This is a genomic window from Gluconobacter albidus (assembly GCF_002005485.1).
Lineage (GTDB): Bacteria > Pseudomonadota > Alphaproteobacteria > Acetobacterales > Acetobacteraceae > Gluconobacter > Gluconobacter albidus.
In genome coordinates this window covers 1517506-1542690 of record NZ_CP014689.1, presented here as the reverse complement: position 1 = coordinate 1542690, position 25185 = coordinate 1517506, and the positions used below count along the sequence as shown (strand labels likewise).

Below are 25185 nucleotides of genomic sequence, written 5' to 3'. Positions count from 1 at the left end.
TAATTCAGCGGACTGGGCGCTGCCGGACCTCCGCCGTCCGCAGCAGCCTGTGAACAATGGCGCGTGGCACGATCATTTCAAGAAAACGGGCGATGGCAAAAGGCCATGGAAAAAGCAGATGCGCCCTTCCCTGCCCGATGGCACGTGCGATCATGCGGGCAGCATGCTTCGAGGATACGAGAAAAGGTCGCGCCCCTTCGAGCCGCTGACTCATCGGTGTGTCGACGTAACCCGGTGAAATTAGTGTGACAGACACATGGTGCGGGGTCATGGCGGCGTGCAGGGCCGTGCTGAAGCGTGCCAGACCTGCTTTTGAGCCGCTATAGGCCGTGGCAACCGGGAGATCGTGGAAGGCTGCAACTGAACCCACCAGCGCGATCCGGCCTTCTTTGCGGACGGCCATGCGCGAGGCCATTTCTGTGGCGAGGGTCGCAGGCGTTGTGAAATTGACAAGAGAGATGTCGCGGACCTGCTCGGCTGTTTCCGTCAGGGCGCCTTCAGGGCGGATATCGCCCAGTCCGGCGCCCAGAATCAGGATATCGATCTTTTGTGTATCGTCCGTTTTGCGCAGGGCGGCCAGGGCGTCGTCAGTCCGGCAGAGATCCAGGGACAGTGTCTCTGCCGAGGCTCCTTTGCGGACGACCTGTGCGGCAATGTCTTCAAGGCGTGCGGGATTGCGGCCCCAGAGCGTCAGATGCGTTCCCGGTCGGGCGTACTGGAGGGCCAGAGCAGCGCCGATACCGCTCGATCCTCCGGTAATGAGGACGTGAAACGAAGCGTTTGAAGAGGAAACAGAAGCATCTGACATGGGAAACCGCTTTATTCGTGGTCGGATCGGGACTGGAAGGGTATAGCCCTCCCATGCAACAAGATGCGACCCCGTGCCGTATTGGCACATCACCCCGCTGGACGGGATGTTTTTTTCGATCAGAGGTACACCTGCCATTATGACACTGCCCGACAGGACTGACATCCCTGCGCCGCATGATGATCTTGTGGTCCGGCCAGTAACGACGCGGGCTGATCTCAAACTGTTCACGACGCTACCCCGTCGCATTTATGCTGGAATGGCAGGTTTTGTCCCGCCTTTCGACATGGAACAGGATGACCTTCTGAATCCGAAAAAAGCGCCGATTTTTCGGCATGCAAGCATTCGCTACTTCCTGGCATGGCGTGGAAACACGGCTGTGGGGCGTATCGCGGCAATTGTGGATCATCGTGCCATCGAGCACTGGGGCATGAAAATCGGATGTTTCGGCGCACTGGACGCCGTTCCTGAAGGCAGTGTCGTCAGTGCGCTTCTGGAGACGGCCCGGAACTGGTTGCGTCTTCAGGGGATGCAGACGATGCGCGGCCCTGTCACGCTGAGCGGCAATGGCGAATCCGGCCTGATGATCGAAGGGCAGGATCAGCCTCTGATGGTTGCCATGCCCTGGCACCCGCGCCTGATGGGCAAGCTGGTCGAAGAGGCGGGCTATACGCCGGTTGAGGATCTGCTCAGCTACAAGCTCGATCTCGATGACCAGACGGAGTCGCGTTTCAAGGTTCCAGGCGATCTCAAGATTGGCGAAGGCCGACTCGGCTCGATTGCCATCAGGCGCCTGTCGAAGAAGCAGATCGCCGATCAGGGCGAAATCCTGCGCCAGCTTTACAATGATGCCTGGAGCGACAAGTTCAATTTCGTACCGCTTCAGGACTACGAAATGAAGGCCATGATCAAACAGCTTGGTCCGGTTCTTCGTCCTGAGCATTATGTCCAGATCGACCAGGATGGCGAACCTGTTGCCATGGCGCTGGTGGTTCCCAATCTTTACGACATTGCTGGCGATCTTGGAGGCTCTCCCTCTCCTCTGGGCTGGGTAAAACTTGCGGCCCGTCTGACAACGCACCGCTTTCATTCGGCGCGTGTCATTCTGCTGGGTGTGACGCAGCGTTTGCGTGGCACCGTTCTGGGTGCGCTTCTGCCTTCGCTGGCAATTGCCGAACTGATGCGTCGCCGGAAGTCCCTGCCCTATTCCTGGGTGGAACTGGGGTGGATTCAGGCTTCCGATTCCAACATGCGTAATCTGGCTGAAAGCATCGTTCCCGAGCCATACAAGCGCTATCGGCTCTATGAACGACCAATCGACGATCCGGCCTGAAGGCCGGATTTTTACAGGGCGGCGTCAGAAATGCTGCCAGCCGCCATGTTCGGGAACGATGTCCTGTCCTTTTGCATCCAGAACCCTGACGCCACTACCCGTCTGAACATTGCCGATACGGTGGATCGGGATATGGGCGGTCTGGCACGCTGTCTGAAGTGCTTGTGACCGTTCGGGCGGGCATGTGATGAGCAACTCGTAATCGTCCCCGCCACACAGGCGCTTCATGAGCCATTCCGGTCCGAGCAGCGCAGCCGCCTCCGACACAGGAACGGTCTCCGATTCGAGAACAAGCTGGACGCCTGATTCCGCGGCGATATGGCCGCAATCCTGAATGAGACCGTCTGAGATATCCATTGCCGCGCTGACAATGCCGTGAAGCTTCAAGCCTGTTCTGGGCTGCGGCAGGTGGTATCGCCCGGTCAGAAAACCCGATGGGTCTTTCAGTTTGCCCTGAAGAACGAGCAGCCCTAGAGCCGCGTCGCCGATCGTCCCTGTGACCCAGATATCGTCGCCTGCCCTGGCTCCGTTGCGGCGAAGCGCCGTGTTCTGTCTGAGAAGTCCGAATACGGTGGCGGATAGGACCAGTGGGCCGGAGATGGATGTGGTATCGCCGCCGATCAGATGCACGCCGTAGCGCCGCTGGTCTTCCGCGAGGCCGCGCGAGAAGGCGGAAAACCAGCTTTCGTCGTGTCGGCCTCCGCGCGAGACGGTCACGTTCAGCGTGTAGGCATGGGGTCGCGCGCCCATGGCCGCCAGATCAGACAGGTTGCACCGCAACAGCTTGCGACCGAGGGTTTCCGGTGGATCGTCAGGAAGGAAATGGACGTTTTCGACCATGGTGTCGGTCGAGATGGCAAATTCCTCGCCTATGGGGCAGCGCATCAGCGCGCAATCATCCCGCAGGTCGAGGGCCTCTGCTCCGGCGAGAGGCCGGAAATGACGGGCAATGAAGCTGAACTCGCCTGATCCGGCGTTTTCGGAGTCCGATCTGCCCGTCATGGATCAGGTGTTGCCGTCATTACCGCTGCGGCTGAGGGTATCGAGGATCCCGTTGACCATCTTGGGCTCATCGCCGGAAAAGAAGCCGTGAGCGACGTCCAGATATTCGTTGATGATGATCCGGTCCGGCGTGTCGGTAGCGATCAGTTCGAAAACGGCGCCGCGCAGCAGCGCGCGCAGGACAGGGTCCAGACGCGGCAGCGGCCACTGTTCGGGCAAAACGCCGCTCAGCTTCGTGTCGATGTCGTCCTGCCGCCGGGTAACGCCGAGGACGATTTCCTGAAACAGTTTCAGGTCGGCATCGGGAATATGGCCGTCTTCGAACAGGGCGGTGGAACTGACGCGGCGATGGCGGATGAACTGGCTGATGACGGTTTCCGCCGTGTCGCCGGACTGTTCACACTGGAACAGCGCCTGAACGGCTGCGACGCGGGCAATGGTCCGGCTGCGGCGCGTCGGGTTGGTGGCGTCGGTAACGGTCATGGTGTCTCCTGGGAGTCGTCGGGGGACGGTACGGCCGTATCCCCGGGAATGGGTTTCATGTCGGCGAGGATTTTCGAGAACGCCTCGACCTCGCGGAAGTCGCGGTAGACGCTGGTGAAGCGGACATAGGCCACACCATCCACTTCGCGCAATGCGTCCATCGCAAGCTGGCCGATACGATGGGAAGAAATTTCGTGTTCCCCCGAAGCCTCAAGCTGGCGGACCAGCCCGTTGACCAGCTGTTCCTGACGTTCCTCGGGAACCGGACGCTTGCGCAGGGCGACGCGGATGGAGCGTGCCAGCTTGTCCCGGTCAAAAGGAACGCGTCTTCCGTCTGCCTTGGTGACGGAGAGTTCGCGGAGCTGGACCCGCTCGACGGTCGTAAAACGCTGTGTGCATGCCGAACAGACGCGTCGGCGCCGGATGGCAACGCCATCTTCCGTGGAGCGGCTATCCTTGACCTGGGTATCGTCATGTCCACAAAAAGGGCAACGCATTCGCGATCCTGAGAGTTCGGGCCTTGTCGGGGCCGGGTAAGTGGGAGCACTTTACCGGATGATGTGTTCCGGCCCAAACGGGTCTTGAACGAAACTGCTTACACTCACGGGAGACTGTCGTTGAAACGGGTATCTGTCCTGACCGCCCTCTTTGCTCTCTCTGCGTCGCAGGCACTGGCCCAGCAGTCACTTTCGGGAACAGCGACGCCGCCAGATGCCGCTCATGATGCGGAGCGGGTCGTGGTCATGGACGGGACATTCCGCCCTTCGGCATATTTCCCGAACCGCGGCGCGGGCTATTTCACGATTCGCAACGATGACAGTGTCGATCATCTTCTGAAGGGTATCTCGTCTCCGCTCTGCGAGAACGTGGTTGCACATCATACGAACCAGCAGCAGACTGAAGGGGCAAATGACCTCTTTACCCATCTGGCCCTGCCTCACGACTCCACGATGATCTTCCCGCGCTCGGGCTATCACATGATGTGCATGGGTATCCGGCAGATGCCTGCTGTAGGCAGCAAGGTGCCTTTCACGTTCGATATTCTCAACGGCGGCAGTATCACAGTCAGCTTCATCGTGACGGGGCCTGACGAACTGACCCATGACTGAGGCTTCAGTGGGCTGAGGCAGGCTCGCGGATTTCCCGCAGAACGGTCAGGACGGCGGTTCCGTAGCGATCCAGTTTCGAGGCGCCGACGCCCTTGATGCTGCCCAGCCCGTCACGGTTTTCAGGCTGTTCGCGAGCGATATCCCGCAGTACTGAGTCGTGGAAAATCACATAGGGCGGGATTTCCTGCTCCCGCGCTTCGGACAGACGCCATTGTCGCAGGGCATCGAAATACGGTTTTTCATCCGCTGACAGGCGGTCGTTTTCCGTATTGCCATTTGAGCCTGCGCTGGCGCTCAAGGCGGCCTTGGCTTCAAGCCTGAGCGCGACACGTTCCTCGCCGCGCAGGATGGGGCGGGCAATGTCGCTTTGAAGCGCCAGACTGCCATATTCCCCGTGCATCCGGATGGCGCCGCGCGCGATCAGCTGACGGATGACGGCGCGCCACCACTGCTCGCTATGCTCCTTGCCAATCCCGAACACAGAAAGATGTTGGTAGGCATTGCGCTCGATCGTCTCGTTCGTCTTGCCGCGCAGGATATTGGAGAGCTGGACCGCGCCAAGGCGCTGGCCGGTGCGATAAATCGCGGACAGGACTTTCTGCGCGGCCTGCGTGCCGTCGAATGTCGAGACCGGATTGATACAGTTGTCACAATGGCCGCAGGGCTGGGGAAGGTTTTCCCCGAAACACGCAAGCAGCGCCTGGGTACGGCAGCCTGTGGTTTCCGTAAGCGCGATCATGCTTTCCAGGCGGGCCTGCATGACCCGCTTTTCGTGGTCTGGTGCGCTGGACTGTTCAAGCCAGTATCGCGCTCGCGCCATGTCCTCGCCACCATACAGAAGCAGGGTGTCTGAGGGTTCGCCATCGCGCCCTGCCCGTCCGATCTGCTGGTAATACGCTTCTGGTGAGGATGGCATGTCCAGATGGACGACGCAGCGAACGTCGGGCCGGTCGATGCCCATGCCAAAGGCGATGGTCGCGACGATTACCATTTCTTCGCCAGAGCGAAAGCGCATCAGTGTGGCGCGCTTTTCGAGCGCGGAAAGGCCTGCATGAAACGGCAGAGCCGTCAGTCCCTTGTCGCGCAGCATCGTGGCGACGCGTTCGGTCTTGTTGCGGCTGCCGCAATAGACGATGGAGGCACCTTCACGGTGGCTCTGAAGTGTCTCGAGGAGCTGGCGGCTTTCGCTGGCTTTGGCACGGGCTTCCACAATCAGGTTGGGGCGATGAAAGCTCGCCATCAGAACCCGCGCTTCGGGCATGCCCAGGGCGTTCAGGATATCGTTGCGGGTTCTTGGATCAGCCGTAGCCGTCAGGGCAATGCGCGGGACGCCTGGAAACATTTCAGGCAGGCTTGCGAGTGCGCGGTATTCCGGGCGGAATTCATGACCCCAGGCCGAGATACAGTGTGCTTCATCAATTGCGATCAGCGAGATCTGGCGTTTTGAGAGGAAATTCGCCGTTGCAGGCTGGAGCAGGCGTTCGGGGGAAATATAGAGAATGTCGATCCGGCCATTGCGCAGATCGCTCTGGAGTTCGTCGCGTTCATCCGGCTCAAGTCCGGAATGCAGGGCAGCAGCCCGCACTCCAAGCTGCCGTAGACCCGCCACCTGATCGTCCATCAGGGCGATCAGGGGCGAAATGACGAGGCCCATCCCATCCCGGCAAAGCGCGGGAACCTGATAGCACAGGCTTTTACCGCCACCGGTCGGCATGAGGACGAGAACGTCCTCGCCTCGCATGACCGTTTCGACGGCGTCCTGCTGGAGGCCGCGGAACCCCGAAAATCCGAAGACTTTCGCCAGCACCCCTTCAGGGGTCAGGGGGAAGCTGGCTTGCGGGTCAACGGGATAAGGGTTCTGCGCCTGCGTCATTTCTGCTTCCGGATCAGAGACCCGGAACGATGGTGATGGAAACGCGACGCAGGGCGACGTGTGAGTCTTCAAGCTGGCTCGGGGTGTAAGGCGTCATTTCGATCTTCGCGCCATTGATGCCGTCGCTGCTGAGCTGTGTCGCGACCACCTGTGCGCGGCTCGTGGCCAGTTCTTTCAGGACTGCGGCATCGCCATTTACGCCGGCGGAACCGGAAACGCGGACAATAGTGGCGTGTTCAGCGCGGGCCGCCGTGGCAGCCTTGGTGACAACAGCCTGTGCGACGGGGCTGAGCGTGACCGATTCACGGTCGAAGAAAACAACGTAGCTGTCGCGCGTGGGCTGTTCGGCACATCCTGCCAGCGCAGCTGACAGAACGAAAACCGGAGCCGCAATGCGGACGAAGGAGAGGAAACGTGCCATGGCGTAGCGTCCTGTCAGGGTGGAGGGGTGTGAAGCTGCGTCGGCGTACGCCGTTCAGCATGCACTGGAAATAACCTGTCCGTCTTCCAGACGCCAGATGCGGTCAAGTTTTTCCACACCTGTCAGACGATGCGCGATCAGCAGAACGCTTCGGCCTTCGGTCGCGTTATTGAGTGTTTCAAGAAACGCGCGCTCCGTATCGGCGTCCAGCCCTGTCGCCGGTTCGTCGAGGACGAGAATGGGCGCATCGGATAGCAGGACACGGGCCAGAGCAATACGCCGCCCCTGCCCGCCCGACAGTTTCGAGCCGCCTTCGCCGATCCATGTCTCGAGGCCGTCAGGCAGGCTGCGGACGACATCCGCGATCCGGGCCTGCTCCAGAGCCGTCCAGAGGGCTTCATCCGGAATGTCTTCCCGACCCAGAAGCAGGTTTCCGCGCACCGTGTCATCAAACAGGTGACTGGCCTGCGACAGCCAGGCGATCTGAGAACGCAGATCGCTGTCACGCAGTGTGTTGATGTCGGTCCTGCCCAGCAGGATCTGGCCCTGAACGGGAGATGCGGCCTTGAGGATCAGTGCGGCCAGACTGGATTTTCCGGCTCCGGACGGGCCGATCAAGGCTGCGCGCTCTCCCTGACGCAGGGTCAGAGTCAGATTGCGGAAGATCGGCGCCCGATCCGGCGTCCAGCTGAACGTCACGTTTTCCAGACGTAGATCCCGTCCGGCCGGGAGTGGTGCGTTGCCCTCCGGAGCCGGTGGCGCCTTATCGGCAATCTCGACAATCCGCTGGGCAGCGTGATTGACCTGTCCACTCAGCAGACCGGCCCGCGCCAGACCCGTCACGCCTTCGAGGGCCGTGATTGCAACGAAAAGTGCGGTAAGGCCAGCGACCGCCGGTGCCTGCGGAAACAGAATCCCGGCTACCGCGCACAGGATGATGGCAATGCCGCCTTTGGCGATGAGGCCCGCAAAACCCTGCATGAGGGCCATACGTGTCTGCTGGCGGCGCTGGCTCTTGAAGAGTGCTTCCTGCCGCTCGGTCACGACTGCGGCAAGGACGTCTTCTGCGCCGAACGCCCGCGCCTCGCGAAGACCCGAGGTCAGATCGAGTGCAGCAATCCGAAGCTCGGATTCTGCATGCAGGATGTCCGGTCCGAAACGTCTGGACAGGCGCGCGCCCATCAGCGGCAGAACGAAGGCAAGGACGGCAAAGAGTGCGCCTGTCAGCAGGCCAGCCTGTGTTCCAGCCTTGATCCAGACGATCGTGGCGATCGGAAGCGTCAGTAGCGCCGAAACCAGCGGGACAAAAATCCGCAGATAGAGATTGTCGAGCGTCTGGACGTCAGACACCAGACGGGAGAGCAGGTCTCCCGAGCGCTGGAAACCCAGGCCTGCTGCGGCTCCGCCTGCGAGCTTGCGATAAAACCAGACCCGCAGATCGGCCAGAGCGCGGAACATGGCGTCATGGGTATAGAGGCGCTCGAAATAGCGCAGGACGATCTGGGCCGCGCCTGACAGGCGGAGAAGAAGATAGGCGGCCCCCACGCCAACCGCCGCACCCGCCATGCGGCCACCCGCCTGTCCCATCAGGGCCAGACCGGCACAGACGGCCAGTTCGGCGATGACGATGCCCGTGATGAGGCGCGTATATTGCGGGCGCCAGACCTGAAGGATCCGGGAAAGCGCTGTTTCGCTGCGTGTTTCCGGGTTCGTGGGCAGCGAGGCGCTCATGCGGCTTCTCCCGTAAAGGCGATGGCGCGGCCACCATCAAGGACAAGGTGGCGCCCCTGAAACTGTCGGGCCTGTGCGGAATGGCTGCACAGAATGACAGTCCGGCCTTTTGCCAGTTCTTTCAGGCTAAGGAGGATCTCGGCTTCGGTTTTGGGGTCGAGATGGGAGGTTGGCTCATCCAGCAGCAGAAGCGGCGAGTTCTTGAGATAGGCACGGGCAATGGCAATGCGTTGCGCCTGACCGCCGGAGAGGCCAAATCCGCCCTCGCCGATCCGTGTTTCCAGACCGTCTGGCAGAGATGACAAATACTGATCGACGGCAGCAGCGGAGACCGCATGATGAATCTCTTCTGGCGTCGCATCGGGCTTGGCGAACAGGATGTTTTCCCGGATGGTCCCAGCAAAAAGGACAGGCTTCTGACCGATCCAGCTGATCAGGGAAGAAATCTGTCGCGGGGAAAAATCCTGCATGTCCTGGCCGTTAAACAGGATACGTCCCTGTGAGGGCGAAACAAAGCCGAGCAGCAGTTCCAGAAGTGTGGATTTGCCAGCTCCGGATGCGCCTTCCAGAATAAGCGTCTCGCCTGCGGCAAGAGTGAAACCGATATCGTGGATGACCGTGCCGCGCTGCTCGTCCCATGCGAAAGAGACGTTCTCTGCCATGACCGAAATGCCGCCTCCGGTATGACGTACGTTCGGGCCACTGGCTGCGCGCGCAGTCAGCGGAGCCAGTTCATGCATGGCTTCTGCGGCGGCGGTAGCGTGCGCACGATCCTGATAGGCTGCTGAAAGTGCACGGAACGAGGCGAATGCTTCAGGAACTAGAAGAACGGCGTAGAGCGCGCGGGTCAGGACGGCGTTGGAAGGATGACCCATGAGATTGTGGGCCTGCGTTACGACGATGAGCACGAGTGCCACGACCATGGCTACATCCGTGGTGGCGGAAGCGAGAAACGCGATCCGCAGGACTTTCATGGTGCGTTGACGCAGATCATCGGCACTTTTCGCCAGAGCCTGTGCCTCACGCTCGGTCCCGCCTGAGAGAACGATGGTCGCAATTCCCTTCACACGGTCCAGAAAACGCGTCTGAAGGCGTGCCATGGCCAGAAACTGTTTACGGGACGCCACGGCGGTGGCGATTCCAAAGACGGCCTGAAAGATGGGGAGTACGGCGCAACACGCAGCAAGAATCAGGCCAGCCTGATGGTTTTCAACGTAAACCGCGACCACGACCAGCCATTGCGAGACCAGCCAGAGCGACGCAGCGGGTAGCCATCGCGCGAAATAGCCGTCCAGCGCCTCGATCCGGTCAACCAGTGTCGCGGCGATGGCGGCGCTGTGGTGGCGGCGCAGAAGGGCCGGTCCTTCGTTGAGGATCCGGTCAAGAACTTCTTTGCGTAGACGACGACGCCCCTGAATTCCCGCCGATACGGCCGTCATTTCCTGCACGGTCGAGAGAATGACCCTGAGAAGGCAGGCAAGAAGGAAGACGGCAAGTGCCGGTCCGGTACTGTCCGTGTCGTGCGTCAACACGGAAGCCAGCGTTCGTGCCAGCGCCCAGGCCTGCAGGAGTCCCAGCAGGGTTGAGAGCAATCCTAAACATACTACGACAGAGGTTCGGGAGCGGCTGGCGCGTCCCTGTGCCTTTACCCACGCTTTTGCGATTGTCTTGTCGGCCTTCATGATCCCTGCATATAGGTCGCAAAAGCCCGACAAGACAGTGCCTGAGGCAATTCTTGCTGCTTATTTAGGTTTTTTCGTGGTTTTGCAGGTGGAACCTGTGGCCGTTACGCTATTACCGCGTCGAGTCTTCATCGTGACTGATGGCTTTGCGGGCCATGGCGAGCGCCGTCAGAGACGGACGTTCGGGAATAAAGCGCAGGGTGTACCAGGTACCGTTTTCGTTGCTGACCGTCATGTCCGCGTTGATCTGGCGGGCAAATCCACGAATAAGCTGCATGCCGATTCCTTCCCTGCGAGTCCTGGACTCGCTGGCCTGACCGGCATCAATGCCAATGCCATCATCCCCCAGCTTCAGTTCCACCAGTCCTTCCTTTTCAGGATCTGATGGAACGACTTTGTGCAGGGCAATGATGATGTGTCCGGCCCGCTCGCCGGGAAACGCATATCGCAGGGCATTGCTGAGCACCTCGGTCACGATCAGCGCAATCGGTACGGCCTGATCAGGAGAGATCAGAACGTGTTCGATATCCAGCCGAAGCCGGATACGGGTCTGGGCATTCATGCTGTTGGCTGAGAGCAGGATGCTGCAGAGTTCTTCCAGAAAACTCTGGACGTCCAGCGCCGAGAGGCCGCTTTCCGAATACAGGTAACGATGCAGGGTCGCGAGCGCCCTTACACGATCCCTTACGAGGCGGAATTCTTCGCGTGCCTCATGGGAGCGGATGCGGCTCGCCTGAAGGTTGAGCAGGGATGCCACGACCTGCAGGTTGTTCTTTACGCGGTGGTGGATCTCGCGGATCAGCATATCCTGATTTCGGGCCGACTGCTCCAGATCCTTTTCATGTTGGGTCAGCCGACGTGTGGCACGGAGGAAAGCTTTTTCCAGATGCCGGATTTCAAGCGGGATTGAATGATTGGTCCTGGGTGCAAACAGTGCGCCCCGCCTCCAGTCAGCAACAGCCAGAGCAAGCTTTTCAAGAGGATCAACCAGAAAGATGCTTGCGCCCAATGCTACGACAAGCAGTTCCAGCACCAGGAGGCCTACAATCAGACTGACCCGGATCAGAAAGATATTAAGAGCGTGGCTTTCTTCGGCCGTGCGCTCGGTGGCGACGATCAGACTGACCGGTCCGTAAGCATTCTGGAAAGCATATGTGATGCCCTGGCTTGTGAAGATATCGTGCTGGCTCAGGGAGGTAATATCCCTCTCCAGGCGGGTCATCGCTTTCGGGGGCAGATTTGCCGATATGGGACGATCCGGAAATAAAGAATACAGAGATGAGTCTGGCATCGTCAGAAAATGCCGGGAATTATTGTCTGTTCCAAGGAGGAGACGGCTGTCTCCTTTCCGAAGATGGCTCTGCTGCCAGCCAAGGGTGCGTATGGCTATGATATAGCCGGAAACGGAATTATTGCTGAGAATGGGAACAACAAACTTCAGGAGCGGACCACGCTCACCCTTCAGGACATCTATTCCCACCACGGGAAGTCGTGCGGAGGCGGACATCATCGACGGTGATGCCTGTTCGGAAGAATGACAGATCGCTGCGTCCTGCGTTGACGGCGAAGGCAGCACGACCGAGGGGCGGCCTTCCACATCCGTCAGCATCAGCAGGCAGTAATGATGCTGGGAGACTGTCTGGACGAGAGCAAATTCCCGTAGTGCGTTTCCCGACGAGATGTCGCCGTCAGCAAGCATATCCAGAAGCGTATGGGTCTGATCCAGATCCGTCGTGATCTCTGAAATTGCGAGCTGCATATCGCGTTCGGTTCGCAGGGTGCTGTTGCCGACATTCTGCTGATAGCTGTGCCAGGCAAGCATTGACGCGATGATGGCGAGAGGAAGAGTGGTCGCGACAATCAGTGCCATGACCCGGGCGCCGACAGTATCAAGCATACGGACATGGCGCAGGGCCTTGCGTCCGCGAAACAGACGATGCCAGCGCCTCGGCTTCAGGTCTGGAGAACCAGACCGGGTAACAGTCACTTGTTTCGGTCTTCCTCGATCAGTCTGAGAAGCTCATCGGGAATGGGCTCGTTTGCAACATCATCGAAAAGCTGATGAAGGCCCCGGCTCAGCCAGATACCAAAAGGCGAGTCCTGTTCCTCGGCCTTGATATCGTTGACTGAAGACTTCCGCTTGTCTCCTGCGGTCATTGGCTGGTCCCGAACCTTCCTGTGACGTCAGAAGCGCAGATTCTGCACTTCTGATACTGATTATGGCGCGAACTCCGGCTTCTTTTCGAAAAGCCGTTGCGGGATGAACTGCCAGAAACAGTCTTACGAAAACACCGCGTTTTCTGCAATCGCTTCCAATCCGCAATGGACGGGATTTGCCCTACTGCAGACAACGTGGTCAGGAGAGCATGAGATCCTCAGAAGAATGGCCAGCGCGACGGCGGGCATCCATGGCATCGCGCAGGGCTTTGACTTTTACACGGAGCTTGTCGTTGGTCGGAAGGTCTCCGCTCATCCAGGCTTCCAGCTGACGGCGTGCCCGGAAGACGCGGCTTTTTGCCGTGCCGACGGCGCAATCCGTTGCTTCGGCCAGTTCTTCGTAGCTCATGCCCTGAATCACGACCATCACAAGAGCTTCGCGCTGATCGGACGGGAGACGGGAGAGCGCCATCGACAGATCCTTCAGGGCGAGACTGTCTTCATGGGTGGCCGGGCTGGCGAAAGACGCTGCGGGCACATCGTCGATATCGGTCGTCTCACGACGCTTGCGAAGATCGGAAATGAAACGGTTACGCAGGATACGGTGCATCCACGCCGAAAAATTCGTTCCCGGGATAAAGCTGTTCTGTGCAGCCAGAGCGTTGCACACGGCGTCCTGTACGAGGTCTTCGGCAGCCGCACGGTTGCGGGTCAGGGAAAGGGCCTGAACGCGCAGCTTCGGAAGAATGGCAATAACCTGATCGTGGAACGTCATGGAACTGACTCCTGATTTCGTTCTGTTTTCAGGAGATCAATGAATGGCCAAACGAAAATGTTGCATCCCGAGGCGCGTAATTTTTGAAAATAAAGCTGCTGCGTCAAAATTCCCCGGAATATAGCCAAAAATCAGTCAGTCTTTTTTTCCTGATCTGGTTCTGGATCGTCGGTATTTTCTGAGGCCAGCTCTGCAAGGCGGGCTCTGGCCCGGGAAACACGGGCTCTCATGGTGCCAGTGGGAACATCACAGATCTGCGCGGCGTCCTCGTAAGAGAGTTCCTGTCCGCCCACGAGGATCAGGGCTTCACGTAACAGATCGGGAAGTTTCCAGAGCAGCTCTCCCAGATCCTGGACGGCATCGCGGGCGTTCTGACGCGAGGGGGCAGCGGTCGAGGGCTGCATGTCGAGTTCGATATCGAGCATGATCTCCTGCTCGCGACTGCGTCGGCGCGTCTGTTCGTAAAAGGCATTTCTCTGAATTGTGAACAGCCAGGCTTTCAGTACCGTTCCCTGCTGGAACTGATCCTGGGAAGCCAGTGCACGGACAATCGTGTCCTGAACGAGATCATCCGCAGCCACCGCATCCCGTGTCAGGAAACGTGCGAACCCTCGCAGATCTGGCAGGGTCTGCAGCAGATTACTGTGGAAACTGATTTTTCCGGGAGATGGGCCTGATTGGTGCCCTTCGGACGCTGGTGTGTTCAGAAGAAGATCCTTCACGCGACATTGCAGACGGTCGCGTAGTCACAAACACTATACGGAGATTGGGCATCGTGTCATGGTTATTCGACCTTCATAGCAGGATGCATTCCGTTTCGGGGTGGGTCGGCAGATATCTTTTTCAGGAGGCCATGGACTCATGACTGATCCGGCACGTCAGGAACTCGTCAAGGCACTTCCCTATGCCCGCCGCTTCGCTCGCGCCCTTGTCGGTGACCAGAAAACGGGTGATCAGCTTGTCGCCGCGGCACTGAAAACGCTGATGGAGACATCTCGCAATAATGGCCTGTCTGCGCGACAGGCGCTTTACGGCCTGCTTGTGAGTGCATTCCTGGAGCAGCATGCCGCAGATGCCACGGTGGGCATGCCCCTCCGTCAGCGTGCCCTTCTTCTACTGACGTCTCTCGAGGAACAGTCTCTTGTGTCCAGTGCACAGGCTCTTGGGATGACTGAAGAAGAGGCAGCGGCTGAACTCAACAAAGCGCGCGCGGGCCTTCAGGGTATTGCCCAGACCAGTGTTCTGATTATTGAGGATGAGCCGATTATCGCCATGGACATTCAGGATCTGGTGGAACGATGCGGTCACAGGATTGCGGGAGTTGCCCATACCGAAGCTGATGCGGTGGCTCTGGCAGCAAAAACAAAACCCGGTCTCATTCTCGCGGATATCAATCTTGGCGGCGGCGGTGACGGCATGCAGGCTGTAGGGCGCATCCTGCGGACTCATGAGGCACCGGTCATTTTTGTTACGGCCTATCCGGAGCGTCTGCTGACGGGTGAAACGCAGGAACCGTCTTTCGTCATTACCAAGCCATTTGAGCCGATGACGCTGGCCGTCGCGACTTATCAGGCCGTTACCGGTGGCGTCACGCCTGTCTGATGTCATAATTCGGTTTGGGGGTGACTTGCGGCGGACGTCCCGCTGCGACACATAGGAAGCCATGTCGGCACCCATACTCTCCCTTCAGAATATTACCTTTACTCTTGGCGGACGACCGCTTCTTGATGGCGCGGAGTTTGCTGTCCTGCCCGGTGAGCGCATCTGTCTTGTTGGGCGGAATGGTTCCGGAAAATCCACGTTGCTGAAGATCGCTTCGGGCGATCTTGTGGCGGATTCCGGGAAGCGCTTCGTGCAGCCCGGCACAAAGGTCCATTATCTGGCGCAGGAGCCGGATCTTTCGCGCTACGCCACCACGTTCGATTACGCATCTGAAGGCCTTGACGAGACCGAGGCCTATCGTGCGCGTTCGATGCTGGCCGAACTTGGTATGACGGGGGAAGAAAGCTGTCAGAGTCTCTCAGGTGGGGAAGTGCGGCGCTGCGCCCTCGCCCGTGCCCTCGCTGCCGAACCTGATCTGCTGCTGCTTGATGAGCCGACCAACCATCTGGACCTTCCGTCCATCACATGGCTGGAAAAGGAGCTCTCGGCCTCCCGCTGCGCGATGATCGTCATCAGCCATGACCGTCGTTTACTGGAGACGCTGTCTCGTAGCGTTGTCTGGCTGGAAAATGGCGTGACGCGTCGACTTGACCAGGGGTTCGCCCGTTACGAAACCTGGCGTGATGAGGTGCTGGAACAGCAGGAGCGCGACGCGCACAAGCTCGACCGCCAGATCGCGCGGGAAGAAGACTGGATGATTTACGGCGTCACGGCGCGCCGCAAGCGCAATGTCCGCCGTGTTGGAGAACTGGCAGCGCTTCGGGCGCAGCGTCGTGAGCTTGCCTCCCGTAACAAGGGTACGTTGCGAATGGCGGCGACTGATGCCGAAAGCGCGGGCAAGATCACGATTGCAGCAGAAGGCCTTAACTGGGCTTATGATGACCGGGCCATCGTCAAAGATCTCGACCTGCGGATTCTGCGTGGTGACAGGCTGGGGCTGGTGGGAGCAAACGGCGCTGGCAAAACAACGCTTCTGCGCCTTCTGACCGGGAAGATGGAGCCGCAATCCGGCACCATCAAGATGGGACCTTCCGTGGCCATGGTGACGCTGGATCAGCAGCGTGAAAGCCTCGATCCAGCGAAGACGCTGGCCGAGACCCTTGCTGGCGGCAGTGGGGACATGGTGCAGGTGGGCGACGAAAAGCGTCATGTCATCGGCTATATGAAAGACTTCCTGTTTCGCCCGGAGCAGGCTCGTACGCCGGTCGGAAAGCTTTCGGGCGGAGAGCGGGGGCGGCTGGCACTGGCCTGTGCTCTGGCGAAGCCGTCGAGCCTGATGGTGCTTGATGAACCGACCAACGATCTGGATCTGGAAACGCTGGATCTTCTTCAGGACATGTTGGCCGACTATGCAGGTACGGTTTTGCTGGTGAGCCATGATCGTGATTTTCTTGATCGGGTGGCGAGTTCGGTTCTGGTGTCAGATGGCGGCGGAGACTGGATCGAATATGCGGGCGGTTATTCGGACATGCTGATCCAGCGTGGAGAGGCGCCGGCAGGCCGTGAAGCTTCATCTTCGGGCGCAGAAGAGATTACACCAAAATCTGCTTTGAAAACAGACAAGAAGACGAAAAAGCTCAGTTATAATGACAAGCGCGCGCTGGACCTTCTTCCCAAGAGAATGGCTGATTTGGAAAAGAAGATTCAAACCTATCGCGACGTTCTTGCAGACCCGGAGCTTTATAGTCGGGATTCTGCAAAATTCGAGAAGACCACGCAGCTTCTTGAGGCCGCCGAGGGGGAATTAATCCAGTCCGAGGAAGAGTGGCTCGAACTGGAAATGAAAAAAGAACTTCTTGAAAATCAATGATTTGAAAGAAATTCTTTAGCTTTCTGGTAGGGTTGGGATCAGGCCGGAAAGCTCCATGATCTGTCTGGATCTCTGGATGCTGTCCGTGACACGGATGGCGGCGTCCAGTGCCCTGATCCCGGCGTGTGCATCGACCAGAACGGGAGCGCCATGAAGGCATGAAGCGGCGAAGGCTTCATGTTCGGCCGCCAGATTGTCGTGGTCTTTCCAGCTTATGGCTTCGCGCCGGAAGCCTCCTGTGCCCGGAAGAGGCATTCCCCGTTCACGACCGATGAAGCTCAGTTTGCGTTCCACAAAATCGGCGGAAAGATATCCGTCCTGTGAGAACAGTCGCATACGGCGTTCTGTTTTCAGCGAAATCCTGCTTGCCGTGATGGTGGCCACACAGCCGTTTTCAAATCTGACGCGGGCATTGGCGATATCTTCATGCGCACTCGAAACTGCCGCGCCCAGTGCGTCGATTTCTCCAATGGGGCTGTCCACAATTGCCAGAACAAGATCAAGATCATGGATCATCAGGTCAAGAATGACCGAAACGTCTGTCCCCCGAGGTTTGTATGGGGCAATGCGGGTTGCCTCGATGTAGAGGGGAGCCCTTATCCGTTCGGTGATGGCGCGGTGTTCGGCGGAATAGCGCAGCAGATGGCCAACCTGGAGTATTTTTCCAGTCTGAGCCGCCAGTTCGGCCAGAGCATGTGCCTCGTCCAGAGTGGCAGCGATCGGTTTTTCGACGAGAACATGCCGCCCGGCCCGGAGAGCCTGGCTGGTCAGGGGAAAATGATATTCTGCCGGAGCCGCGATGATGACGGCATCGACCTGTTCGAGAAGATTTTCGTAATTTGTGGCAATTCCGCAACGAGCTTCGGTTGCTACGACGGCTGCGCGTGCCGGATCGGGATCGTAAAGGGCGACAAGCTGTTCGGCCGGGTTTGAGGCGGATTTAAGGGCGTGAAACCGTCCGAAATGGCCGGCTCCGACGATACCGACACGAAGCTGCTGCGCTGTATTCATGGGGGTAGGCTTATCAGGCGCGCTGTTTTCCGGGAAGGTCGTGCGCGTCCAAACAGGCAAAAGGTTGCATCGGCATGGCGGAAACGGCATGGTCCCGGCCAGAAAATGATCTGAAAAACGATCTGTCCAAATCCGCCGAGGACGTCTCGACCTGATATGATGTATTACAGCCGGCTCAGACTGCTGGGCGTCGCAGGCATCTGCCTGATTGGCGTGCTCCTGTGTCTGCCCAATTTCCTGCGTTCTCCCGCACCGTCCCTGCCCTGGCGGCAGATTCATCTGGGGCTCGATCTGCGGGGTGGGTCCTACCTTCTTCTTCAGCTCGATCTGAAATCCCTTGAGCATGACCGCTTGCAGTCCCTTCAGGATCAGGCGCGCCAGACCCTTCTGGATCATTCTCTGGGCTATCGGGATTTTGTCCGCGACGATGCGACCGCGAGCCTAAGCTTTGCGCCGCGTTCGGTGGCCGAGCGCGATGCGGCGCTCAAGGCCATGCAGTCCCTGCCGCCCGTGGTGCCGAATGAATTCACAACGTCTGAAAAAGACGGTCGGATCGTTCTGACTCTTCAGCACGAAGCGATGCTGGCCCGGGCGCGTGAGGCTGTGGCGCAGTCGATCGAGATCGTTCGTCGTCGTATCGACGCGACGGGAGCGATCGACCCGAGCATTGCGCGGGAAGGCGACGACCGGATTGTTGTCGAGCTTCCGGGCGTCAGCGATCCTGAGCGGATCAAGAGCCTGCTGGGCACGACGGCGCGCCTGACGTTCCGCCTGCTCGCTCCGAACCCGAGCGTTGCGAGCCCCGGCTCGACGATGCTTGAAGACGAGAGCATGCATGCGCAGGTTGCGGTGCAGGACCACGTCGATGTCGACGGGACGGACCTGACGAATGCCGGTGCGGTGATTGATCAGCAGAGCGGTGGCTGGGCTGTGACGTTCCAGCTCAACAGTGCGGGGGCGACGGCGTTTGCGAACGTCACGCGGGCTAATGTCGGCAAGCGCTTTGCGATCGTTCTGGACAACAAGGTTATTGAGGCCCCGAACATCATCAGCCCCATTACGGCCGGAAATGGTCAGATCACGGGTGGTTTCGATGCCCGAAGCGCGTCTGATCTGGCGTTGTTGCTGCGTGCCGGTGCGCTGCCTGCTCCGCTGTCTGTGGTCGAACAGCGCACGATCGGTCCGAGCCTTGGCGCTGCGTCCATTCGTGCCGGTATCATCAGCCTGCTGACCGGCCTGCTTCTGGTTATTGTGTTCATGGTGCTGTTTTACGGGCGCTTTGGTCTGTATGCCGATATCGCGCTGTTTGCGAACCTGATCCTGATGGTTGGAATCCTGTCGCTGTTCCAGGCGACGCTGACTCTGCCGGGTATGGCCGGTATGCTACTAACTCTGGGTATGGCGGTTGATGCCAACATCCTGATTAACGAGCGTATCCGTGAGGAAGTGAAGCGCGGCCGGGGTCCGCTGCAGGCCCTGCAGGCGGGCTTTGATCGCGCCACCGGCACCATCATCGACAGTAATGCCACGGCGTTTCTGGCGCATGTCATGCTGTTCGTGTTTGGAACGGGGCCGGTCCGCAACTTCGCTCTGACGATCACCATCGGTATCGTCACAACCCTCTTCACGACCCTCCTGCTGTCACGCCTTCTGGTCGTGCGGTGGTACGCCCTCGCCCGTCCCAAAGAACTTCCGGTCTGATCGTCATGCTGTCACGTCCCCTTTTCCGTTTTGTCCGTGACGATCGGCGCATCAATTTCATGCGCGGCCGCCACATGGGGCTGATCGTTTCGGCGGTCCTCTCCATTGCTTCCGTCATCCTGTTTTTCCAGCCCGGCCTGAAACTCGGGCTGGACTTCCGGGGCGGCATCATCGTGGAAGCCCAGACCCCCGGCCCTGCCGATTTCGGCAAGCTCCGCGCCGCGCTGGACCATGCCGGTATTCATCCGGACGCCGTGCAGGCGTTCGGGTCGCCGCGTGATGTTCGGATTTCGATCAACGCTCCCGAAGGTGCGGATCGCGAGGCGCAGACCCAGAAGCTAGTCGACGGTGTCAAGAACGCCATATCGGATGCTGAGCCGGGCACGCAGGTTCTTCGCGCGGATGCCGTTGGGGCTTCAGTATCGTCCGAACTGTTCCGCGACGGTCTGCTGGCGCTTGGTTTCAGCCTTGCGATGATTCTGGTCTATATCTGGGTTCGCTTCGAGCGCGAGTTCGCCATCAGTGCCGTGGTGACGCTTATCCTCGATCTGACCAAGACGATCGGGTTTCTGGCCATCACGCGCTTTGAATTCGATCTGGTGATGGTTGCGGCCCTTCTGACGATCTTGGGCTATTCCACGAATGACAAGGTTGTCGTCTACGACCGGATCCGGGAAAACCTGCGCAAGTATCGGACGATGCCGCTACGGGACCTGCTGGATCTGTCCATCAACGAAACCCTCAACCGTACGCTTGGCACGTCCATGACCGTTTTTCTGGCGGCCCTGCCACTGGCGCTGTTTGGCGGAAGTACGCTGACCGGCTTTGCCACCGTCATGCTGTTCGGGATTGTCGTGGGAACGTCTTCGTCGATCTTTATTGCTGCGCCGCTTCTGCTCCTGATGGGCGAGAAGCGGTTGCGCAAGGAAACGGATGCAGGCTGATACGGCCTGCTCCCGTGAGAGACACAAAAAAACCGGCTCCCTCAGGGGAGCCGGTTTTTTTGTGTCTGTTCTGCCGGATGTGCCGTTATGGGAGGGGTTTTTTGCGGAAGATCCGCAAGAAGGCTGGAAAGCGCCTGATCGGCCTGCCGGTTCGCGGACGAACTTTGCAGCTTCAGGGCATTCAGTGTTGCCTGTTGCGCGGCCTTGTCCAGAGTGACCAGCTGCGTCAGACCCTCCGGGCCAATCTGTCCGGTCATGACGGCTCCCCGGGCCATGCCATGCGCGATCAGATACGCGTAAAGCCGGGAATTGGGGGATGGCGGCACTCCTGTCATTTCAGGCCGTGCCGCGCATCCGGCCAGAAAGCCCCCCGCTACAAGCAGAGCCGTCGCAGAGCGCCAGACTGCTGGGCGGGAAACTTTCATGGCTGTCATCAGGAGTTTTTCTGGGCCAGCAGGTCGCGGATTTCCGTGAGGAGAACCTCTTCCTTGGTTGGAGCCGGCGGAGCGGCAGGTGCTTCGTCGTGCTTGCGGCTCAGCTTGCTGAGGATCCGGGTCAGCCAGAAAATGAAGAATGCAACGATCAGGAACTGGATCACGGCATTGAGGAACAGGCCGATATTCACGGTTACTGCGCCCGCCTTCTGGGCTTCGGCGAGCGTGTCTTTCACCGGACCCTTGAGGGTGATGAACAGGTTCGAGAAATCAACACCGCCAGTGAGAAGGCCGATGAACGGTGTCAGGACATCCTTGACCGCACTGCCGACAATCGCGCTGAACGAGGCACCGATCACGACACCGACGGCCAGATCGAGCACGTTGCCGCGCATGATGAATTTCTGGAAATCACTGACCCAGCCCGGAGTGTGCAGGGCGTGCTTCGTCTCGCTCATATCAAACCTTTCTTGGTATCCGTGAAATCACGGTCGCAGGCCTGACATTCGAGCCCGCTTTCATTGCAAGGGATAAACGGACTCACATGATCCAGTAAAGGCCACTTTCATCTGGAGGCGGTTTCCGTTATACGCCCCTGATGATTCGCTCCGGTCGGCATCGGAGCTTTCTTTATGGAGTAGACATTCATGAAATCCGGCATCCATCCCGACTATCACGAGATCACCGTCATCATGACCGACGGGACCGAGTACAAGACGCATTCCTGCTACGGTGAACCGGGCGCAACGCTGCGTCTTGACGTTGATCCGAAGTCCCATCCGGCCTGGACTGGCGTCCAGCGTATGATGGATACCGGAGGCCAGGTTGCAAAGTTCAACAAGCGCTTTGCAGGCATTGGTACGCGCACGAAGTAATTCGGCGCCCCTCCTCCCGCCTCCTCTTGAAGGCGGACAGGTCGGAACCTATCTGGAGAATCAGCCACGATGCCGTTCGGGTCGTGGCTGATTTGACCATAGCATTTTGCCATATCGGGAAATGCGCCAGATGATTCCTGCCAGAAGGAGGTTTCAATGACTTACGACTTTACGCCGCTGTTTCGCAGCGCGATCGGTTTCGACCGACTGGCCACGATGGCTGGCAATGTTGCCAATGCCCAGGCCCTTCCAAGTTATCCACCCTACAATATCGAAAAAACCGGCGAGACGAATTACGTCCTGACGATGGCTCTTGCAGGCTTTCGGCCTGAAGACGTAGATGTCGTTCAGGAAGACAATACTCTTGTCGTGCGTGGCAGCGTTCCCGAAAACAGCCGTGACCGGGAATGGCTGCATCGTGGTATCGCCACGCGGGCTTTCGAGCGCCGTTTCGTGCTGGCCGATCATACGGAAATCGACCAGGCGGATCTGGTAAATGGTCTGCTGTCCATTATGGTCCGGCAGGTTGTGCCGGAAGCTGCCAGGCCCCGCCGCATCCCCGTTCGAAGCGGAGAGGGGCAGATTTCGCCGTCCGGAACTGTTTATACGGCGTAAGCAGAGGGAGGCGTGCCTTAAAAGCGCGCCTCTCCGTTTTGGTGCTTGACCATCGCGGCTCCAGTGCCCCATACCCGTTTCCATTATCGCAGAGCATCCAGCAGGTGCCGCGATCATATCCCGGGCGGGATCGGTTCCTCGCCGGATACGCCTGATCGGTGCCTGCGGAAGCTGGCTCCATCCGTGTCCCAGCAAGGAACGCATCGACATGACCCTGCCTTTGATGCCCAAGGCGACTGCCGTCTGGCTGATCGAAAAAACCGGCCTTACCTTTACGCAGATCGCAGAATTCTGTGGCATGCATCCCCTTGAAGTCCAGGCGATTGCAGATGGCGAGGTTGCGGCCGGAATCAACGGTTACGACCCGGTCAAGAACCACCAGCTTGCCGAAGCGGAAATCAAGCGCTGCGAAAAAGATACCAATGCACGTCTGAAGATAATGCCGACGGCTAGCCCCGTAAAGCGTCGTGCCAAGGGTGCGCGCTATACGCCCGTTGCCAAGCGGAATGACCGTCCGGACGCCATTGCATTCGTCCTGCGACAGTTTCCGCAGCTTTCGGAAGCGCAGATTGTCAAGCTGCTCGGTACCACCAAGGACACCATCATCAAGGTGCGTGATCGCCAGCACTGGAACAGTGCCAATATCAAGCCGCGCGATCCCGTGATTCTTGGTCTGTGCACCCAGACCGACCTTCATGCCGCGGTCACGGCTGCCAATGATCGACTGGCGCGCGAGGGCCATGCCCTTCCGGTCGTGGAAGCCTACGTGCCGGACAGCGACAGTCACGCCTGATCCGGAATGAATGCCTGACGGGTACTGGTCCGGTGCCCTTCAGGCATGATACTGCATTGGAGACAGTGGAAAGAATCAGTCTCTCCACAATGCCTGACTGTTCTCCGGGACCGGATGCCATGATGACTGACGACAATGCCATGCTGAAACGTCTGCACGAACTGCGCAGCGAGCATCGCGATCTGGATACCGTCATCGAGCGTCTCGTCCATCATCCCCTCAACCAGCTCCAGCTTCAGCGTCTCAAAAAGCGCAAGCTTCAGCTTAAAGATGAGATTTCGTGGATCGAGACCCGTCTCATCCCGGATAATATTGCCTGAATGAGCCAGATCCTCTCCGCCGAAGACACCCTTCAGAGCGACGCGCCCCTCCGTGTCGGCGTCATCATGGGCAGCCAGTCCGACTGGGACACCATGCGTCATGCCTGCGAGATTCTCGACGATCTGGGCATTGCCCATGAGCGACGGATTGTCTCGGCCCACCGCACGCCCGACCGGCTGGTGGAGTACGCCAAGACGGCGCGGCGGCGCGGATTGCATGTCATCATTGCGGGCGCTGGCGGAGCTGCGCATCTTCCAGGCATGTGTGCGGCCTGGACAAGTGTTCCCGTATTGGGCGTCCCGGTCCAGAGCCGGGCACTGAACGGTCAGGACAGCCTGCTTTCCATCGTGCAGATGCCCGGTGGCGTTCCGGTCGGCACGCTGGCAATCGGCAAGGCTGGCGCCATCAATGCAGGACTTCTGGCGGCGTCCATCCTGTCGGTTTCCGACGCTCAGGTCATGGCACGTCTGGATGCCTGGCGGGCGACGCAGACTGCTGCCGTGGCGGATGTTCCTGTCGAATGAACACACAGGATGTTTTTGTACCCGGCAGTACGATCGGGATTATTGGTGGTGGCCAGCTTGGTCGGATGTCTGCCGTGGCCGCATCGAAGCTTGGCTATCACGTGCATGTTCTGAGCCCCGAATTTCCGAGCCCGGCCACGGAAGTCGCTGCTTCCGTTACGGTGGGGGCCTATGACGATCCGGCGGTTCTGGAGGACTTTGCCTCACGCTGTGATGTGGTGACGTTCGAGTTCGAGAATATCAGTGCCGAAGGTCTGGCTCTGCTGGAGAGGCACCGTCCTGTCCGGCCGGCGGGCGAAATCCTGCGGATCAGTCAGGACCGGATTACGGAAAAAACGCGCCTGTCCGAAATCGGTGTCAGCCTCGCACCCTGGCATGCGGTCAATGGTCCCGAGGATCTGCTCGGGCTGGAAACACTTGGTTTTCCGCTGATTCTCAAGACGACGCGCTTTGGTTACGACGGTAAAGGGCAGTTCCGCGTGCCGGATGCCGAAGCTCTGGCAGCTTTGGACAATCTCCCTTACCCGCTCGTTGCGGAGAAAATGATCGACTTCGAGCGTGAGCTCAGCGTGATGGTCGTTCGTGCTCTGGACGGGACTGTGCGGTGTTTTGATGCGGTTGAAAACCGCCATCGGAACGGCATTCTAGACATAACACTCGCGCCTGCCCGGGTCATGCCTGACATTGCCCGACAGGCGCAGGATATGGCAGCCCGGATTGCAGAAGCGCTGGGTCTGGTCGGAATTATGGGCGTGGAAATGTTCCATGCGGCTGATGGGAGCCTCATGGTGAACGAGATTGCGCCCCGACCGCACAATTCCGGTCACTGGACCATGGATGCGTGTCTGGTGGATCAGTTCGAAATGCATGTGCGAGCTGTTGCAGGTCTGCCGCTGCCTCCCGCACGCCGCCATTCCGATGCAGTCATGCACAACCTCATCGGTCCGGAAGACATGGCGCGCGTTCCGGCCATTCTCGCGACAGACGGAGCATCGCTTCATCTTTATGGAAAGTCGGAGGCGCGCGAAGGCCGGAAAATGGGGCATGTAAACACCATTTTCCCACGAGGTGCCCTTCCCGGCGAGCTTGCGCTTGAAGGGCTTCTTCCGCCCCGCGGCTGA

The 25185-nt window shown here is 59.2% G+C and carries 27 protein-coding genes; 12 read left to right on the top strand and 15 right to left on the bottom strand.

Annotated elements, in window-relative coordinates; translation table 11 throughout:
• Positions 1-4 precede the first annotated feature (4 nt).
• Positions 5-808, bottom strand: coding sequence for an SDR family NAD(P)-dependent oxidoreductase (locus A0U94_RS06975; RefSeq protein WP_077802922.1), 804 nt, complete (start codon positions 806-808; stop codon positions 5-7).
• A gap of 139 nt (positions 809-947) precedes the next feature.
• Here A0U94_RS06975 and A0U94_RS06970 point away from each other — a divergent pair, with 139 nt between their 5' ends.
• The gene (locus tag A0U94_RS06970) at positions 948-2141 is read left to right on the top strand and encodes a hypothetical protein (RefSeq protein WP_077803890.1); all 1194 of its coding nucleotides are present in this window, start codon (positions 948-950) and stop codon (positions 2139-2141) included.
• A 24-nt stretch (positions 2142-2165) separates the two neighbouring features.
• On the opposite strand, the gene thiL is transcribed toward A0U94_RS06970, so the two are convergent.
• The 3 genes from thiL to nrdR are packed head-to-tail and all read right to left on the bottom strand — an operon-like array spanning position 2166 to position 4123.
• The gene (gene thiL, locus A0U94_RS06965; RefSeq protein ID WP_077802921.1) at positions 2166-3143 is read right to left on the bottom strand and encodes a thiamine-phosphate kinase; all 978 of its coding nucleotides are present in this window, start codon (positions 3141-3143) and stop codon (positions 2166-2168) included.
• Positions 3144-3146: 3 nt separating this feature from the next.
• A complete protein-coding gene (nusB, locus tag A0U94_RS06960; RefSeq protein ID WP_062028673.1) occupies positions 3147-3626 on the bottom strand; it encodes a transcription antitermination factor NusB in 480 nt (159 codons plus the stop codon).
• Complete coding sequence (nrdR, locus tag A0U94_RS06955; protein ID WP_062028675.1) at positions 3623-4123, bottom strand: transcriptional regulator NrdR; 501 nt, start codon at positions 4121-4123, stop codon at positions 3623-3625. The genes nusB and nrdR overlap by 4 nt, the downstream gene beginning before the upstream one ends.
• A gap of 120 nt (positions 4124-4243) precedes the next feature.
• On the opposite strand from nrdR, the gene A0U94_RS06950 reads away from it, so the two are divergent.
• Positions 4244-4735, top strand: coding sequence for a copper chaperone PCu(A)C (locus tag A0U94_RS06950; protein ID WP_077802920.1), 492 nt, complete (start codon positions 4244-4246; stop codon positions 4733-4735).
• A 4-nt stretch (positions 4736-4739) separates the two neighbouring features.
• Here the strand turns inward: A0U94_RS06950 and recQ are convergent, their stop codons facing one another.
• The 8 genes from recQ to A0U94_RS06915 form a co-directional block, all read right to left on the bottom strand.
• Entirely contained in the window at positions 4740-6608 is a 1869-nt protein-coding gene (gene recQ, locus A0U94_RS06945) for a DNA helicase RecQ (protein WP_077802919.1), read from the bottom strand.
• 13 nt (positions 6609-6621) lie between these two features.
• Complete coding sequence (locus A0U94_RS06940; RefSeq protein ID WP_062107428.1) at positions 6622-7029, bottom strand: OmpA family protein; 408 nt, start codon at positions 7027-7029, stop codon at positions 6622-6624.
• A 54-nt stretch (positions 7030-7083) separates the two neighbouring features.
• Complete coding sequence (gene cydC, locus A0U94_RS06935; RefSeq protein WP_077802918.1) at positions 7084-8760, bottom strand: thiol reductant ABC exporter subunit CydC; 1677 nt, start codon at positions 8758-8760, stop codon at positions 7084-7086.
• The gene (cydD, locus tag A0U94_RS06930; RefSeq protein ID WP_077802917.1) at positions 8757-10442 is read right to left on the bottom strand and encodes a thiol reductant ABC exporter subunit CydD; all 1686 of its coding nucleotides are present in this window, start codon (positions 10440-10442) and stop codon (positions 8757-8759) included. The genes cydC and cydD overlap by 4 nt, the downstream gene beginning before the upstream one ends.
• Positions 10443-10554: 112 nt before the next feature.
• The gene (locus A0U94_RS06925; protein WP_231865263.1) at positions 10555-12429 is read right to left on the bottom strand and encodes a sensor histidine kinase; all 1875 of its coding nucleotides are present in this window, start codon (positions 12427-12429) and stop codon (positions 10555-10557) included.
• Entirely contained in the window at positions 12426-12599 is a 174-nt protein-coding gene (locus A0U94_RS15910) for a NepR family anti-sigma factor (protein WP_158093537.1), read from the bottom strand. Before A0U94_RS15910 ends, A0U94_RS06925 begins: the two co-directional genes overlap by 4 nt.
• A gap of 199 nt (positions 12600-12798) precedes the next feature.
• The gene (locus tag A0U94_RS06920) at positions 12799-13374 is read right to left on the bottom strand and encodes a sigma-70 family RNA polymerase sigma factor (RefSeq protein ID WP_062028693.1); all 576 of its coding nucleotides are present in this window, start codon (positions 13372-13374) and stop codon (positions 12799-12801) included.
• Between the two features lie 131 nt (positions 13375-13505).
• Complete coding sequence (locus A0U94_RS06915; protein ID WP_077803889.1) at positions 13506-14012, bottom strand: sigma-70 family RNA polymerase sigma factor; 507 nt, start codon at positions 14010-14012, stop codon at positions 13506-13508.
• 223 nt (positions 14013-14235) lie between these two features.
• Here A0U94_RS06915 and A0U94_RS06910 point away from each other — a divergent pair, with 223 nt between their 5' ends.
• Both A0U94_RS06910 and A0U94_RS06905 read left to right on the top strand, forming a co-directional pair.
• On the top strand, positions 14236-14976 hold the full coding sequence (locus A0U94_RS06910; protein WP_062107423.1) for a response regulator: 741 nt from the start codon (positions 14236-14238) through the stop codon (positions 14974-14976).
• Positions 14977-15037: 61 nt separating this feature from the next.
• Complete coding sequence (locus tag A0U94_RS06905; protein WP_077802916.1) at positions 15038-16846, top strand: ABC-F family ATP-binding cassette domain-containing protein; 1809 nt, start codon at positions 15038-15040, stop codon at positions 16844-16846.
• A gap of 15 nt (positions 16847-16861) precedes the next feature.
• Here the strand turns inward: A0U94_RS06905 and A0U94_RS06900 are convergent, their stop codons facing one another.
• Positions 16862-17857, bottom strand: a complete 996-nt coding sequence (locus A0U94_RS06900) for a Gfo/Idh/MocA family protein (RefSeq protein WP_077802915.1) — start codon at positions 17855-17857, stop codon at positions 16862-16864.
• Positions 17858-18016: 159 nt separating this feature from the next.
• Between A0U94_RS06900 and secD the strand changes: the two genes are divergently transcribed.
• Both secD and secF read left to right on the top strand, forming a co-directional pair.
• Positions 18017-19558 (top strand): protein translocase subunit SecD, encoded by a 1542-nt coding sequence (gene secD / locus A0U94_RS06895; protein ID WP_077803888.1) that lies wholly within the window; start codon positions 18017-18019, stop codon positions 19556-19558.
• A gap of 5 nt (positions 19559-19563) precedes the next feature.
• Positions 19564-20502 (top strand): protein translocase subunit SecF, encoded by a 939-nt coding sequence (secF, locus tag A0U94_RS06890; protein ID WP_077802914.1) that lies wholly within the window; start codon positions 19564-19566, stop codon positions 20500-20502.
• Positions 20503-20543: 41 nt separating this feature from the next.
• Here secF and A0U94_RS06885 read toward each other — a convergent pair whose 3' ends face one another.
• Positions 20544-20927: a hypothetical protein gene (locus A0U94_RS06885; protein WP_244178108.1), complete on the bottom strand. Its 384-nt coding sequence runs from the start codon at positions 20925-20927 to the stop codon at positions 20544-20546.
• A gap of 8 nt (positions 20928-20935) precedes the next feature.
• Entirely contained in the window at positions 20936-21394 is a 459-nt protein-coding gene (gene mscL / locus A0U94_RS06880) for a large-conductance mechanosensitive channel protein MscL (protein WP_062028706.1), read from the bottom strand.
• A 189-nt stretch (positions 21395-21583) separates the two neighbouring features.
• Here mscL and rpmE point away from each other — a divergent pair, with 189 nt between their 5' ends.
• From rpmE to A0U94_RS06850, 6 genes are all read left to right on the top strand, one after another.
• Positions 21584-21811: a 50S ribosomal protein L31 gene (gene rpmE / locus A0U94_RS06875; protein ID WP_062028708.1), complete on the top strand. Its 228-nt coding sequence runs from the start codon at positions 21584-21586 to the stop codon at positions 21809-21811.
• A gap of 156 nt (positions 21812-21967) precedes the next feature.
• Positions 21968-22426 (top strand): Hsp20 family protein, encoded by a 459-nt coding sequence (locus tag A0U94_RS06870; protein WP_198945474.1) that lies wholly within the window; start codon positions 21968-21970, stop codon positions 22424-22426.
• A 208-nt stretch (positions 22427-22634) separates the two neighbouring features.
• Positions 22635-23219 (top strand): DUF1013 domain-containing protein, encoded by a 585-nt coding sequence (locus tag A0U94_RS06865; protein ID WP_062028710.1) that lies wholly within the window; start codon positions 22635-22637, stop codon positions 23217-23219.
• A gap of 119 nt (positions 23220-23338) precedes the next feature.
• Positions 23339-23539: a YdcH family protein gene (locus A0U94_RS06860; protein WP_011253895.1), complete on the top strand. Its 201-nt coding sequence runs from the start codon at positions 23339-23341 to the stop codon at positions 23537-23539.
• Positions 23540-24064, top strand: a complete 525-nt coding sequence (purE, locus tag A0U94_RS06855) for a 5-(carboxyamino)imidazole ribonucleotide mutase (protein ID WP_062028712.1) — start codon at positions 23540-23542, stop codon at positions 24062-24064.
• On the top strand, positions 24061-25185 hold the full coding sequence (locus A0U94_RS06850; protein WP_077802912.1) for a 5-(carboxyamino)imidazole ribonucleotide synthase: 1125 nt from the start codon (positions 24061-24063) through the stop codon (positions 25183-25185). The genes purE and A0U94_RS06850 overlap by 4 nt, the downstream gene beginning before the upstream one ends.